Origin of the sequence: Nitrospira sp., from assembly GCA_030653545.1 — a bacterium.
Classification (GTDB): Bacteria; Nitrospirota; Nitrospiria; order Nitrospirales; family Nitrospiraceae; genus Nitrospira_D.
In genome coordinates, this window is record JAURZE010000036.1 from 16,890 (window position 1) to 31,837 (window position 14,948).

Genomic DNA, 14,948 nt, shown 5'->3' on the forward strand with positions numbered 1-14,948 from the left:
AGACCAAAGAGTTCAACCCCTCCCCCGTCAGGCAGACCAACAGGCCTTCTCCGCTTAAGCATTCACCTGCCGCATCCGATATAGGCCAGAGCCCACCGGCATAGGAGGATATATGGAGCAGGCAAAGCCTAGTCCGATCGCACTGCGGATCTCAAACGACCCGATGTACAAATTGCTCCGCGAAGGCTGCATTAAGGAGTTCAACGTCAAGAAATCCGCAGGCGACAAGTGCGACTTGAAAAGCTGCGATCTGCGAGGCCTGGATCTCCGCGGCCTGGATGCCACCGGGCTGGATTTCAGCGATTGCTATTTCCGCCAATCCGATCTTCGCGGCATCGATTTCAGCCAATCCAACTTGCGGGGCGCCTCCATCAACGCCTGCAAGATCTCCGGCGTCCTCTTTCCTGAAGAGCTTTCCGCCTCAGAGATCGAGCTCTCGCTCTTGCAGGGCATCCGGATGCGGTACTCGAAGTAGCCACTTGCCTCGATGTAGCCACTCCAGCGCTAACAAGGCGTGGCGCCGCCTAGCCTAGTGCGCGGCCAGCGCGAGGGGCGTTGGCACGGTCGCTCCGCTCCCGTCCTTGAACCCTGTCTCCAGGATGAAGACTCGCGCCTCTTCGACCTGCCCCTGCTGCGTGAGCCACTCCCTGATCCGTTCCGCTCGGCGTTGGGCTAGAAGGCGGAGTGTCCCCTCTTCGATCGTGATCGTCTGGAGCAAGCGAGTTTTCATCTCAGCCGTTGAGGGCGGCGGCGCGTCCGGCTGACCCGCCATCGGAGGGAATTGCTTGGCATACCAGGCAATCGTCAGGCGTGATTCATCCTCCGGTGAGAGCGCAGGTGCAGGAACCGGCTCTTTGCCTGCCGGCTTACCGGCCTCCTCAAGCTTGAGCTGCCGCAACCGCTCAAGGAACTGCTCTTCGGCCAGCACCCGCCCATCGACCTGCTTATCGGCCATGCCTGCCACATCCAAGGACAGAGCCGGACGTTCCGTGAGCACCGTCACCAGCGTCGTCAGCTTTTTCGTTTCGGCTTCCGAAAGGTCATTGCGGCCGGGCACAAAGTCGATCGCGTGCAACTCTTCACCGCCGCCTCCGACAAGCGACCCAATCAGGGCAAACGGCGAAGTCACGGCCTTGCCCAGCAGATTCAGCACCGTATTCAACAGGAGCTTCCCGTACTTGAAGTCCGGATCCTTCAGATTTCCGCGCACCGGCAGATCGATCGCAATCTGGCCTTTTCGATCCTTGAGCAGCGCGACGACCAGGGGAACCGGCAGCGAGGTGGCATCGGGACTCTCGGTCTTCTCACCAAAGCCCAATTGATCGATGAGCACCTTGTTCTCCGCCTCCAGCTCATGCTGCGACAGCTTGTACGCTAGATCCAGGAAGAGCTTGCCCTTCCTGATGGAATAGCCCACATACTTCCCGCTATAGGGACCAGCCGTGGTCAGATCGATATTGTCGAACTTCACTGAGAGGTCAGTGTACGCGTCCTCGCTGAGCGGATTGATCTTGCCCACAATCCGTAGTGGGGCCACCCGGCCGAGCTTGCCCGACAAGTCGACGTCCGCCTTCGCCACCTGCTTCGAGGACAACCCTTTCACCGTCCCGGTCAATTCTTCGAGCCCCGTCCGCACCGACGGTACGATGGAGTCATCTTGAAACGTGACGGCCCCCTTCATCAGCTTCACCGTTTTAATCGTGATCTCTGGCGCCGGCTTTGACTTGCCCGGAGACGGTTCAGGCGCTGGCGCCGGCTTCGCCTCAGTCTCCTTTTGGGCTTTGACCAGGTGCGCCAGATTCATCGTGCCATCCGACTGCACCACCAGTTGAACACGCAGCTGCTCGAGTCCGACTTCGTCCAACGCCACCGTCGTCGGATCGACGGTCAGCGCAATCTGCTTCAGCAGAAGATGCTTCCAGGAGGCAAACGGGAGCCCCTCCTCCCGGTTCACCAGCGCCAACGATTTCACGCCAAGATTTCCCCGAAAGGTCATCAGCGGAGCCTTCGGATGTTCGACCGCCAGATGAAGGGAGCCCTCGATATCCAACGCCCCGTCGTCGATTCCGACGCGGGTCGCCTGCTCCAGATAGGGTTCGAACGGCGCCAATCCCAGGTTCTTCAATGCCAGCGTAAAGTCCGCCTGAAAGGGCGACGCCACCATCTGACCATCGAGCGTGAAGGTGCCGGTGTCATTGATGGTCTGGTCGACGGTGAGCGGAATCGGTCCTGTGATCGGCCAGGCCAGATCATGTGACCGCGCAGATTTCACGACGACCTTGGCCTGCATGGTGGAAGGAAGAGAGCGATCCTCAAACCGAATCGTATGATTCTTGATTTGCACTTCTTTGACGGCCACCGACCAGGGAGGAGCTTCCTTAGCCGGCTCTTTAGGCAAGGATGCCGGAGCAGGCTTCCCGGCCGCCGGCGCGCTCTCGAGTGGCGCGAAGAGCGCTTGCAGATTCAGACTCTTATCGGGATTCAGCCAAACCCGGTCCGAAGCGTTCGCCACGCTGATCGATGCAATTGACACCTTGTGCTGCCGCAGATCCACCTGAATGCCGTCGATTCCAAACGCCGGGACGGAGATCACCGGATCCACATCGCCTTTTTCAACCAGGCTGACATCCGCGAGGTGCAGAAACCCTTCCGAGACGGTGAAGTCCATCGGAGCCGCCCCCATATCAAGCCGGTACGGCACCTTCGCATCGATCGTGCCGGTGGGAATGTCGAAATTGAATTGGCCTTCCACAGACTGAAAGACGGTGGGGATCTTGACTCCGCTCAAGGCCAACGTGCCCTCAGAGCGAATCGGCTCCAAGGTGATGGTGCCTTTCCAGTCCAGCACTTCTCCTTTGGCCAATTCCGCGGCAAACGAATAGGTATTGTCTCCACCCGGCTTCGTATGAAAATTCCTCAGCACAATGCCGATCGGCACAATATCGATCGCCACCGGCCTGGGTTTGGATTCATCTCGGAATTCCACGATGCCCTGGGCAATCTCAAACACCCCGATCTGTACGGCAGGAATTCCTCCCGGCTGCTCCAGCGTCTTGGCAGGAGGCGGTTGGTCCGCGGGCGCATCCGGAGGAACCAGGTCGAGCAAATTCAGGTGGCCGTTCGGCGCCACCTTCACCGCCACATAAGGCATCGTCAGACGGATGGCATCGAATACGTAGGCCAGACGGAACAACGAGACCGCCTGGAAATTCACGAAGAACTCCTCAAACCCGACCATGGGCGTCTGATCGGGCTCACGAATTTCCAATCCGGCGATCCGCAAAGACAATTCAAAGGGATTCACCGCCACCTCTCTCACGACCACCGGGTGGCGAATCGTCTCGGCGACCTTCGGCACCGCGTAGGTCGTGATGAGGTACGGCAGCAGGAAAAAGCCGAGCAGTGTATAGAGCAGCAGTGCGACGCCACCGATGACAGCGAGAGGAAGAGGACGGAAGATTCTACGCATGAATGGCTGACCAACGTGGTGCGCCCGGCTGGAATCGAACCAGCGACCTACGGCTTAGAAGGCCGTTGCTCTATCCAACTGAGCTACGGGCGCGCAGAAAACCAGGGATACGGAGCACTTCGTTCAAAAGACCTGAAACGGGACCATCGAAACACGATAATTGCGTTGCAAGTGTTATGCTTTTCACCCCCATCCGTCAAGTGTTGAGGCCCCGCTGAGGATCAATCTGCCGTGCCCTCCTTAAGAAGGGTTCGGCCGCTGGCCTTTGACATTGATCCAATAGAGTACATAGACTACCCCCCTCAGTTGAACCGAATGCAGTTGACACTCGACCTACCGGACAATGGCGGACGCTCTGGCAAGGAGATTCTCATGACTAGACCGCACCCGGTCGAAGTCCTGGGCAGGTCGCAGTTCTTTCTCTTGTGGCTACTCATCATCCTGGTGAGCAGCCCTGCCACCGTCACATGCGCGACAGAAACGGCACCCCGCCTCTTAGCCGGCCACAGTAGCGAAGTGCTGGCGGTTGCCTCATCGCCAGACGGACGCCTGATCGCATCGGCCGGAACCGATCAAACCATTCGCCTATGGGAAACCGAGACCGGGCGCGATCTGCGCGTCCTCCGCGGCCACGTCGGCTCCATTCATGCCCTGGCCTTTTCACCGGACAGCAAGGTCCTGGCTTCGGGCAGCGCTGATACCTCGATTCGAATCTGGGAGGTCGACAGCGGACGAGAACTGAAGGCCGTCACGACCAGCTTTGGAGCCGTTCGCTCTGTGACCTTTTCAAAAGACGGCAAGATGCTCGCAACGGGTGGCAACGACGGGAGTTTTCGTCTGTGGGACGCCGGCTCAGGAAAGGAGCTGAAGTCCGTCAGGGGAGCCTTTGGCATTGTGTTCGCGATTGCCTTTTCGCCCGATGGCAAGCTACTCGCCACCGGCACCAGCGACATGCAGATTCATCTGTGGGACCTGGCGACGGCGCAGCGCCGCGGCGTCCTCGCCGGTCATACCGGCGCCGTTCGAAGCCTCGCCTTTTCGCCGAGCGCCTCCCTCATGGCCAGCGCTTCATCTGACGGCACGATCCGCCTGTGGGATCTGGAAACAGGACAGGAACATCTGACCCTGAGTGGCCACAAGGGCGACGTCAATACCATTGCCTTCACCGCCGATGGGCACTCGCTGGTTTCAGGAGGCGCCGACGGAACGCTGCGTGTCTGGGATGTGGGCACCGGCAATGAGCGCTATGCACTCAGCGGCCACAAAGGCCCGGTCTGGTCGGTCGCCTTGTCTCCCGATGGCACCGTCTTGGTTTCAGGCGGCCGGGATCGAGCCGTCAAGCTCCAACCGGTCGTGCCCGCGGCCGTCACCGCCATGTTGCATGACAAGATCAAACAGCGCGGGAATGACATAGGCGCCCCCCCCTCTCCTCCGCCCCTTCCGGAAACGGAACTGGCCATTCACCCGATGGAACTCCGCGCAGGAGGTACCGTAACCCTTACGCTCACCGCACGGAACAAAGGAAAGGGACCGCTCTACCGCTTCCAGGCAAAAACGAAGAGTGCCGACCCGGTGCTTGATGGCCACCTCTTTTATTTTGGAAGACTTGAGGGCGGTCAGTCCGCAGAAGATTCCGTCACCGTTCAAATTCCCTCCGACCATCCGGACGGCGATATCCCGGTTGGGTTGGTATTCGAAGAATATAATAGCTTTGTGCCGGAGCCGCTGAAGGCGATCCTGGCCCTCAAAGGACTTCCCCGTCCGCGGTTTGCCTATACTGTGCAGATCCTCGACGATGGGTCTGGCACCTCGGTCGGAAACGGCGACGGCCGCATCCAAAAAGGCGAAGCGGTCGATGTGCTCCTGACCATCAAGAACGTCGGCGCGACCGTGGCCCAGCACACCACCGTCGATCTTTCCGTGCCGCCTACCCAGCACCTGCGACTTGGAAAAAGCCAACTCGATCTGGGCGTTCTGAAACCGGACGAAACCAAGCAAGCTCGGGTCAATCTGTTCGTCGGACGCGATATTAAAGACGACCAACTGCCCCTCCGCCTCTTTATCCGCGAGCGGAGTGTCAACAGCTCGCTGGATGAGACCGTCAAGATGGCGATCGATCACCGGCTCGCGCCGCAGGTCGTGGCCACGAATAAGCTCGTGACCATCGGCCCGGCCGCCGCCAAAATCCATAGCGGCGCGGGAACGGAAACCAGCGTCATCGCCTCAGCCGTCAAAGACCAGGCGCTTGCGGCGACCGGCGAACTGAATGAGTGGTATCGGGTGCAAATCTCCGGCAGCGAGACCGGCTGGATCGCCAAACGCGATGTCGTAGAGACTCCCTTACAAGCCAAGGGAGAAATTCCGATACCCGCGATCAGCGGCGCTCCCGTCGTCAAACTATTCCAGAAGGCGCCGCCTGTCATCGCACTGGCCACCCCCAGCGACGGTGTGGACGTCAACACCGACCGCCTCAGCATCACCGGTGCCGCCGCCAGTGAACGGGGCGTCGCGCGCGTCGAAATTCGTGTAAACGGACAGGTCGTGACCCAACGGGAAAGCCGCGGGATCACCGTGAAGCCGGGTGAATCCGCGATCCAGACGAACCTCGAATTCACCGAGCGCGTGGTCCTGCACGAAGGAAAGAATCAGATCGTCATCACCGCCGTCGATCACGAGAATCTTTCAGCCAGCCGCACTCTCACCGTCAACCGAGTCCTGGACCGCGGCAAGATTTGGGGAGTCGTGATCGGGATTTCACAATATAAAGGCGTGCAACCGCTCCGCTACGCCGACAAAGATGCGCTCGCGTTTTATGACTATCTGACACAGCACATCGGCGTGCCCAAAGAGCAAATCACCCTGCTCCTCAACGACCATGCCACGCTGATGGCCCTCAAGCGAACACTCGGCACGGAGCTCAAGCGGAAGGCGGGAGAAAAAGACACGGTCATCGTTTATTATGCCGGCCACGGCGCACCGGAAGCCGACGCTTCGGCCGGTGACGACGACGGACTCGAAAAATACATTGTTCCCTACGACGCCGATCCGCGCGACCTCTATTCTACGGGATTACCCATGCGCGAAGTTGAAACGATTTTCCAACGCCTCAGCCCTGAACGCATCATCTTCATTTCGGATTCTTGCTATAGCGGGGCCACCGCCGGCCGGACATTTGCGACGGCGTCACGCCGCGCCGTCGTCTCAGAGACGTTCCTCTCCCGTCTCTCAAAAGGCAAAGGCCGCGTCGTGCTGACCGCGAGCAAGGCGAGCGAAGTGAGCGAAGAACGGGAAGACCTGGGTCACGGCGTCTTCACCTACTATCTCCTCGAGGGATTGAAGGGCAAAGCCGATGCCGACAAAGACGGCATCGTCACCGTGGATGAAGCCTACAGCTACGTCTCGAAGAAAGTTCCGGAAGCGACCGGCCAGAACCAGCATCCGGTTAAAAAGGGAGAAGTCGAGGGCCAGCTGGTCCTCGGCCAGGTGCACTAATAAAGAGCATGACTGTTACCAATGGAGGAATCATGAGGCCATTATCATATCATCGTCTTCTTTCTCTGCTGATTGCACCGCTCGCCATGACGTTCGCCGGCTGCGCCGATTCCCTGCAGCCTGCAAAGATCGGCTCGTATGCCCTCAAGCAGGACACCGTGCAATCCATACCGCCCAGGATTTACGTCGCCAACGAAAGCACCAACGACGTCAGCGTCATCGATGCCACCAGCTTTCAGCCGATCGGAACCATTCCTTCCCTGAACCACTCAACCCATGACCTGGCTGTGAGTCGGGACGGTCGCCGGCTGTATGCGTCAAACCTGGCCTCCGGCCGCGTCTCCGTCATCGATACGGTCAAGCGTGAGACCATCGCGTCCATTTATACCGGCGAACGGTGCCATGTCGTAGCCCTCAGCAACGACGATGCCCAACTCTGGGTGGCGAACATCGGCGAGAACACCATTTCGATCGTCGACACCAAGACCTTCAGAATTCTGGGAACGATCCCTGTGGGCAAAGGCCCGACCGGACTCACCTTCTCACACGATGGCCGATTTGCCTTCGTGAGCGGCCAGGGAGATAAGAGCGTCGGCGTCGTGGACACGGCCACCCATCAAACCGTAAAAACAATTCCCGTCGGTGCCAATCCTCACTTCATGGTCGTTGCCCGAGACGGGCATGTCTGGGGTGTGAACACGGGACAAAACGACATCTACGTCCTGGATCCTGAGACCCATGAGAAGGTCGGAAGTTTCGTCGTCGGCGATAAGCCCCAGCAGATTGCCTTCGCTTACAAAGGGACCACGGGCCCGTTGGCCTATGTGACGGTCGGAAGCCTGAACAAGGTGATCGGCCTGGCGGGCGATCCGAAAGAACTCAAGATTGTCGATGAGATCGCGGTTGGCGAAGGGCCCAACGGCATCTGGTCGAATCAGGAAGGCACGCGTCTCTTCGTCGCCCATGACAAGGGCAACGAAATCCGTGTCATCGACACCGGCACGGGACAGACCATCGCGACAGTCCCGGTGGGACGGAAGCCCATTCGGGTCGTTGTGTCACGCTAACCAACCGAACCACTAACGACAAGAGTGTATAGAAGAAGGAGTCACGGTCATGACCCTAAGACAACTATCAGCAACCACTGCCATCCTGTGCCTCAGTCTCAGCCCACTCGTCCACGCGCAGAATGCGCCGGTCGGGAACGCCACCAATGCCATCGGTGAGCTCGTGATCGTTCGCACTGATGGCGTGCAGCAACGATTGCAGGGAAAGGGCAACGTGCCGCTATACGAAGGCGATATCGTCAAGACCGACAGCAGCAGTCAGGCTATGATCGAATTCGTCGACGGCGTCACGGTCGCCCTCAATGAGAACACAAGCTTTAAGCTCCTGTCACGCTGGGAAAAGGACATGCCCGTCGTCCGGATTCTCCGTTTGAAGCAAGGCGAAGTCTGGGCCAAGACCAATGGCGGCCCCAAGCGGTTTGAAGTCGAAACGCCAGTCGCCACCGCGGCGGTCAAAGAAACCGAGTTCAATCTGAAAGTCCAGGACGACGGCCAGAGCATCCTCACCGTCATTGAAGGCGTCGTGTCTTTCGGCACCCCCTTCGGCACCTGCCCGATCCGGACCGATACCATCAGCTACGGCGTGCGCGGAAAGAAATGCACCAAGCCGGCGGCGACGGATGCGAAGGCGGCTAAATCGTGGATGGAGGCATTGCGGACTCCTGCGAAGTAAAGAATTGAACCTTTCGCAGCGTTCGCTCGACTCAGTACCAGAGAAGCGCGCGACAAGGGTACAAATTCGCGAAGGAGGCGACATGAGACGGGCACAGAGAGGGGCAGCTCTGATTGCGACAGGAGTCTTCATGGCATTGGCCATCATGGCCATAAACCAGGTTCGGGCCGAAGAAACTAGCCCGCCGGTTCAGGCTGAAACCGATGTCCAATCGCGCGGGCTGACATTACCGAAACCGACGCTGCCGCCACCCCCTGCTACGCAACCGCTGAATATCCGGACCACCGGCGAGGGAGCAGGAAAAGTCGTCAGCATGCCTTCGGCCTACAACTGCCCTCCCGCCTGTTCACTCAGCTATCCGCAAGGTGTACCGGCGGTCTTGACCGCTGTTCCCGCACCGGGTTCGACTTTCGCTGGATGGGGCGGCGATTGCCGTGGCACAACGCCTTGCACATTAAGAATGGATCGGGGCTTCACAGTGGAGGCAAAATTCAACAAGATCCAAGCCTCTGCTGCCCCGATTCCCTCAACAGTCCCTGTGGTCGAATCCTTCAAGTTCACCCGCCGTCCGCCGTGTGACACGCGGCAACTGCAAACCTACCAAGCGGCTAAACCTTGCGTCCGCACCACACCCACGTCCAGCACTTCTGAGCCATCCGCCTTTCATGAACTCCAAATCAAAGGGAAAAATCTTCTTGGAGCAACAGTCGGCATTGCTGCCGGCCCACCCGATATCCCCGTGAGACCGGGACGCATCCCCGGCGTGGGCTCACAGATCGTTGATTGTCCGGCTGGCAGCTGCATTGAGGTCTATCTGGAAACCTTCCAAGCCACACAACGTGGACAGAGAATTCTTGCCGTGCGTAACCCACAGGGACAAAGCACCACATTTCAGATTGAAGTGATCGATGGTATCGTGATCGCCTTACCGGCCGCAGGCCCGCGCACCGGACCCGCAGCGCCAGCCCAGCTTCCGAAGTGTGCCAATACCCCCTATATAGGGGCAAATCCTAACACGTCATCTCCCCCAAGCGGGTCGATTGTAACCGGGCCACGCGGCAGCTGTATTGTTCCTTAAAAAAAAGAGGTCTACCCGGGCCTATGACATCTCGTCCATTTTTGTAGGACAGAAACTCCCAGGGACCATTCCGATTTTGGCGGATACTCTTGCGTACGGCGTGCGCGGAAAGAAATGCACCATGCCGGCAGCGACAGAGGCGAAGGTGGCCAACTCATGGACCGATGCATTACAGACGACCGTGAAGTAATTTCTTGGGACCTACGAAGGCGTGGTCACGACTCACTGTCAACGAGGAGGGTGCCATGGTGAAGTGGAAGGTCTTGCTCGCGTTGTTCCTGGCGGTAGGGATCGCCGGATGCGCGGCGCAACATTTCGACCATTCCGCCGAGGCCGAATCGTCGTCAACGACGATCCCGTCGACCATGATCATGATGGAACAACCGGTGCACTTTGCCACAATTGATGGCGGGGCGGTCGTTGTCGAGCCGGATGAGTATCGAGTCGAGCAGACGACGGAATCGCAACTTCGGCTGGTTCCCCAAAAGGGTGACCGGCCGTTCCTCCTTGCCGCAGCCCTGACGACACATGACATCGAGGTATCAAAACCATTTCCTCTCCTGCTAGCCCTCAACGAAGATGCCCGCAATCTGGTGTTGCTGCTTCCTGATGGCACGGCGCTCGATGCCGCCGGCTCCCTGAGCGGTATTCAGTCACGCGACCTCGTCCGGCCACGCCGGCACTATCACCTCGCCTACCAACTCGATCAGACAACCGGTCAGGTGCAATTCGGCGACGGTGTCGCTGGACAGCGGCCCCCGGCAAGCCCCTCGCAAGCGATGTCCCGTTCTCGCGTCGGCGCCGGGGCACTGAGCACCGTCGGCACCGTTCAACGAGAATCCGAGCTTGAGATGATCAACCTCCAATCACTCCTCTCACAGCGCCAACAGATTGTGCAGCTCACCACGAATATTACCGCCGCGCAGAACGAACCATTCCATCTTGAATACAACACCGACCGTCCCGGTGGAGATTTCGGACATCGGACCACGGTCAGCCCGGAAGCCTGTCGAGTGATCTGTTCGGCTGATAATACCTGTCAGGCCTTCACCTTTGTGAAACCGCCAGCCGGCACCTCGGCAGGACAATGCTATCTCAAGCGAGCGGTGCCGGCTCAGACGGGAAATCCCTGCTGCATTTCTGCCAAACGAAAAAGCGTACAGGAGGAGCTGGTCGGCAATATCGGAAAGTAGGCCGAACCTTTTCGGTCAAGAAGACAAGAGGCAGAGAAACAGTGGAAATGCTCCAGGCACTACGCCTGGGGCAATTCCATCACCCTGAAGGAAGATAGACTTGAGGGGACACGCTCTACCCCCGTCAGACGACTGGACGCCAAGACTCATGAGGCTGTGTTGAAGCAAACACGAATCACTAACTCAGCCGTTTCCCGTTCAAACCCATGTGCTCGCAACCGCTTGAACCTTGACGCATGAACAGACGACTCATGGTTGTAATGCAAGGGCTGAGAACGCGAGGCGCCTTCTCTCGCGTCAATCGTGGTTCCCGGAGAGTGTCATGCATCGCAGGAACAGAAGGCAATCACAGGGTGAATGCGCCTCTGAGGGCGACAAGGAGCCGTAACGAGGCCTGCTTTTACTTGATCGATCGGTAGGCGGATGTACGAAAGGAATCGGAATATGGGAGGAGCCGACGTATGAGATTCACACGGTCTTGTCGGGGAGGATATCTGTTTTTTGTCTGTGCCCTGTCGTTCTGTCTTGTGTTGATGCTTTCGAATACGAGGGCCGGTGCCCAAACCGGATTTGGCTCGATCGAAATCATCGTCTCCGACACGAATAACGTTCCCCTGCCCGGAGCGAAACTCTGCCTGCAGATGTCAAACCAGGTGATGGAGAGGCAAGCCGACCAGGACGGGCGCTACGTGACCTCTCTCCCTGCGGGCCAAACCACGGTCTATGCGAAGAAAGATGGATACGAGAACCGGCAAGAGACTGTCGCCATGGCCAATGGGCAGCAGCTGGTGCGGCAACTCCGGCTGCCCCCAGGTCAAACTCAGCCGTTCCCGATTGATTGCGGCACAACGACGGCCACGACAACCACTCCGGCCGAGGATCCCTGCGATACAATCGCCTCGCTCCTGCCGGCTATCGGAACGCGCGTCACCAATCGGGAAGTCGCCGTCACGCTGAATTTCAAGAATTCAACGAACGCCTATCGGATTACGGAATTCTCCCCGCAAGAAGTCCTTGCCGGCTCAAATCCGTCAGGCTGGCTCGATCCCGGAGAGGCTTTCACGAAGAAGAACGTGAAGTGGACGCCGGTTATTAATCCGGCTTCAACCTCGGCCACCATCAACTTCACTTTGACCGAACCGGGATACGGAAACCATACCATTTATGTCCAAACCCGGCGGTACAGCAATGGGTGCGTGGCTCGTCGAACCCAACTGGTGACGGTAGTCCTGGCGCCGTCCAACTTCCAGACTCACACGCTCAAAGGACCGGCTCTTGAGCAATTTGTCACGGAAGCCAAAGCACGGGGGTACGAATTCCGAACGCAGATGAATGTGTTCCAACGCGCCGATCGGTGCCGACCAGGGTTTTACAGCCTGTGGCCGGAGAATTTTAATAATCCGAGAGCTCCCTTGGGGGGCGACAAGAACAGACTTGACCAGGAGGTCACGGCTAAATTTGAAGTCTTTGGGGGACCTCTGCTTCTGAGACCCTTCTGGACGATTGAGCAAAGCAAAGCCGAACACCCGAACTTTCCCAATTACGTTCCACCCGGTCCGCTCGATCCCAATCGGAACAATACGGTCATGGTGTATGAGAAGTTCGGCCAGAGCGGCTGTCCGCACGGCTGCCAGCAATCGCCGACGAGAGAATTTTCCTGGGTGAGAAAAATCTACGGTTATGTTGCTCTGTCAGGAACGAGAGCGCAGGGAGGCACCGAATTTTGTGATCGAGAGCGGGATGCCAGCCTCACTGAATTGGTTCTCAGAGGGCCGGCCGGAGACAACCCTGTCAGCGCCTTGGAGGATCTCCGCATACAACGCCCGTTCCAGCTCCGACCCATTCCCCCACCCAAGCTCATCATCCCGCGTGGGATCGAGGGTGAACAAGGGACAGACGGCAGTCAGCCTATGGATCAGCCGGTAGAACCGGGAAAGAACCCGTGACAAGGGGAACCTGTCTGACTGGCTTCATAAAGTGCATCATGAATCGGGAGACCGTATGAATTCGGCAAGGTGTCCATGTGCGCTGGCGTTCGCTGTTCTTTCATTATCATCTCTGGCAATTAGCTTACCGGTTGGTGCCGCACCTCCAAGCATCGACCCGTGCAGTCTCGTCACCAAGGCTGAAGCCGAGCAGACGGTCGGCAAGATGACGGGCAATCCAAAGCTGGAGCGCGAAGGCGGCGCCGCCTGGTGCATCTACGAATTCGCGAACGGCAAAGACTCGATGGAGGTCTGGGTGTTTCCCGCCGAGGGATTGGAGCGCGGACGGAAATATGCCAAGAAAGCGGTAACCTTAAAAGGATTCGGCGAGGACGCCTTTATGGACCGTGGCAATCATGGAGTCGATTCTCTGGACTTCTTCATCAAAAAGGCGCCGTGACCATCGAACTCTCCATGAGAGAATCGCCCGGCGACGAAGATAAGCTCAAGACCCTGGCAAAGAAGGCCCTGGGACGTTTCTGATACTCCGATCCTTTTCGCTTGCTCAATCGCATCCAGTAGAGAGCCTAAGATGTTCAAAGGTGTTCAGATGAAGATCGCACGCACGAGGGCAACGATCCATGTGATGGCGTCTCCCTTGATAACATTGAACGTCTTCTTGGCAAGAACCGACTCACATTTGGGAGCACGATCACGATGATTCAACGTCTGATTATTGGGCTACTGGTGTGGGGATTCGTTGGAGGCGATGTGACGATCCTCGACCAGACAGTCGCACAGGCTCAGGGCGTTGCAAATAACCGGATGCCCGCTCGGGACTTTGCGCAGAAAGCCGTGGCTCCCTATCGGATCGACGTAAGTCCGCCCACGCGCGGTGTCGATAGCGCCACAATTACATTGAAGCCCGTTCCCACGGGGACGGCTGCGATTGCTGAGAAGATGTGTGCGCTGTCAGTGCGTCCGGCCAACGGGACAGGCAGCACCTGGCAAGGGCCAGCGGATCCCACCTGCGCGCTGGACGCTTTCGTGCGCTTGCCCATCGGGCAATACGTTATTCGTCTCGCCATCCTGTGGAAGGTGTCCGGAAATACAGCGGGCCTCAATCAAGTTCAGGAGCTCCCCTATGAGGTGCGGGCGGGCGATCGGCTCAAGGTTCGATCGCTGACGCTCGACCGAGGCCCCCTTGCGACGAATTCTGACGGAAAGGTCATTGTAGAGATCGCCAATATCGGTCCGGTGGCGGCGCCACGTTTTTCGGTCAAAGGCATATTCAGGTCCGCCAATGGATCAAAGGTCGTCATGGAGAAACAAATCGCTCCGCTTCAGCCCGGAGCGGTGTATCGTGATGGCATCAGTCTTTTTCCTGTTCGCAGTGGGCGGTCAGCCCTTGCCATCGAGGTGGATATGGCGAATGTTGCCGGGGAAGGGAGCGAATTCCTGACCAATAACAAATTTGAACTATCCTTTGATGTCACGCCTGGCTCGCCGCCGAAACCGTTCATCGCGACAGGATCCACTCGTGTGCAGGAGGTCCCTCACATGAATAGCTGGGAAATCCCCTATGCGGTCTGCAATGTTGACCCTGAGGCGTCCTACGCCGTGACTCTCCGCTGCCTCGACAATTGTGCGGATCCCGGCCTGAGTCTCAATGCCGCTGCACCATCCATTCCGATGTGCACACCTCTCGGTGATTGCGGCGGGGGATATCTTCCAGACGGCGGTGGCCTCTGCCCACCGAATCTCCCTTTTCCCGGTGCGATCCAACCTCCGCGTCTGAAAAGATTCATTAGCCCCCATGCGGCGCATGATTACGAATTGGCCGTCCAAGCTGAAAAAGTCCGCGGCCCCCTCGGATTTACCCGAGACGTTCGAATCATCCATGTTCCAAAGATCTGTGACTTTCCTCCTTGCACACGCACCGAAGGCTATCGGTACGAAGGGATTTCCGTGCGCTGAACCGGTGGACCGTCGCCGTTCCTGCAGCGACGAAGAAAAGCTGCAAACTATGGCGCAGAACGTCGCCAGAGCTT

At 58.3% G+C, this 14,948-nt stretch carries 10 protein-coding genes and 1 tRNA gene; 9 read left to right on the plus strand and 2 right to left on the minus strand.

The genetic code is table 11. The annotated features are described in order from the left end of the window. Positions 1-112 precede the first annotated feature (112 nt). Positions 113-475 carry a pentapeptide repeat-containing protein gene (locus Q7U39_17885; GenBank protein MDO9119832.1) on the plus strand — a complete coding sequence of 121 codons (363 nt, stop codon included), beginning with the start codon at positions 113-115 and terminating at the stop codon, positions 473-475. 54 nt (positions 476-529) lie between these two features. Here Q7U39_17885 and Q7U39_17890 read toward each other — a convergent pair whose 3' ends face one another. Beyond that, a complete protein-coding gene (locus tag Q7U39_17890) occupies positions 530-3,469 on the minus strand; it encodes a DUF748 domain-containing protein (GenBank protein MDO9119833.1) in 2,940 nt (979 codons plus the stop codon). A 16-nt stretch (positions 3,470-3,485) separates the two neighbouring features. Next, positions 3,486-3,562 (minus strand) — tRNA-Arg (locus Q7U39_17895). Positions 3,563-3,841: 279 nt separating this feature from the next. Here Q7U39_17895 and Q7U39_17900 point away from each other — a divergent pair. The 8 genes from Q7U39_17900 to Q7U39_17935 all read left to right on the plus strand — a co-directional run bounded on the left by Q7U39_17900 (position 3,842) and on the right by Q7U39_17935 (position 14,874). Beyond that, entirely contained in the window at positions 3,842-6,961 is a 3,120-nt protein-coding gene (locus Q7U39_17900) for a caspase family protein (GenBank protein MDO9119834.1), read from the plus strand. 32 nt (positions 6,962-6,993) lie between these two features. Then, the gene (locus tag Q7U39_17905) at positions 6,994-8,028 is read left to right on the plus strand and encodes a cytochrome D1 domain-containing protein (GenBank protein MDO9119835.1); all 1,035 of its coding nucleotides are present in this window, start codon (positions 6,994-6,996) and stop codon (positions 8,026-8,028) included. 49 nt (positions 8,029-8,077) lie between these two features. Beyond that, on the plus strand, positions 8,078-8,701 hold the full coding sequence (locus Q7U39_17910) for a FecR family protein (GenBank protein ID MDO9119836.1): 624 nt from the start codon (positions 8,078-8,080) through the stop codon (positions 8,699-8,701). Positions 8,702-8,783: 82 nt separating this feature from the next. Further along, positions 8,784-9,779 (plus strand): hypothetical protein, encoded by a 996-nt coding sequence (locus tag Q7U39_17915; protein MDO9119837.1) that lies wholly within the window; start codon positions 8,784-8,786, stop codon positions 9,777-9,779. Between the two features lie 245 nt (positions 9,780-10,024). Next, positions 10,025-10,972, plus strand: coding sequence for a PAN domain-containing protein (locus tag Q7U39_17920; GenBank protein ID MDO9119838.1), 948 nt, complete (start codon positions 10,025-10,027; stop codon positions 10,970-10,972). A gap of 461 nt (positions 10,973-11,433) precedes the next feature. Continuing rightward, positions 11,434-12,918, plus strand: coding sequence for a carboxypeptidase-like regulatory domain-containing protein (locus tag Q7U39_17925; GenBank protein MDO9119839.1), 1,485 nt, complete (start codon positions 11,434-11,436; stop codon positions 12,916-12,918). A 55-nt stretch (positions 12,919-12,973) separates the two neighbouring features. Further along, positions 12,974-13,357, plus strand: a complete 384-nt coding sequence (locus Q7U39_17930) for a hypothetical protein (protein MDO9119840.1) — start codon at positions 12,974-12,976, stop codon at positions 13,355-13,357. A 257-nt stretch (positions 13,358-13,614) separates the two neighbouring features. Further along, positions 13,615-14,874 carry a CARDB domain-containing protein gene (locus Q7U39_17935; protein ID MDO9119841.1) on the plus strand — a complete coding sequence of 420 codons (1,260 nt, stop codon included), beginning with the start codon at positions 13,615-13,617 and terminating at the stop codon, positions 14,872-14,874. Positions 14,875-14,948: the final 74 nt, after the last annotated feature.

Bases quoted from the DNA above. Each gene is read 5' to 3' on its own strand.
- Q7U39_17885 (MDO9119832.1), top strand. From the start codon at position 113: ATGGAGCAGGCAAAGCCTAGTCCGATCGCACTGCGGATCTCAAACGAC.
- Q7U39_17935 (MDO9119841.1), top strand. From the start codon at position 13,615: ATGATTCAACGTCTGATTATTGGGCTACTGGTGTGGGGATTCGTTGGA.
- Q7U39_17900 (MDO9119834.1), top strand. From the start codon at position 3,842: ATGACTAGACCGCACCCGGTCGAAGTCCTGGGCAGGTCGCAGTTCTTT.
- Q7U39_17890 (MDO9119833.1), bottom strand. From the start codon at position 3,469: ATGCGTAGAATCTTCCGTCCTCTTCCTCTCGCTGTCATCGGTGGCGTC.
- Q7U39_17920 (MDO9119838.1), top strand. From the start codon at position 10,025: ATGGTGAAGTGGAAGGTCTTGCTCGCGTTGTTCCTGGCGGTAGGGATC.
- Q7U39_17905 (MDO9119835.1), top strand. From the start codon at position 6,994: ATGAGGCCATTATCATATCATCGTCTTCTTTCTCTGCTGATTGCACCG.
- Q7U39_17915 (MDO9119837.1), top strand. From the start codon at position 8,784: ATGAGACGGGCACAGAGAGGGGCAGCTCTGATTGCGACAGGAGTCTTC.
- Q7U39_17930 (MDO9119840.1), top strand. From the start codon at position 12,974: ATGAATTCGGCAAGGTGTCCATGTGCGCTGGCGTTCGCTGTTCTTTCA.
- Q7U39_17925 (MDO9119839.1), top strand. From the start codon at position 11,434: ATGAGATTCACACGGTCTTGTCGGGGAGGATATCTGTTTTTTGTCTGT.
- Q7U39_17910 (MDO9119836.1), top strand. From the start codon at position 8,078: ATGACCCTAAGACAACTATCAGCAACCACTGCCATCCTGTGCCTCAGT.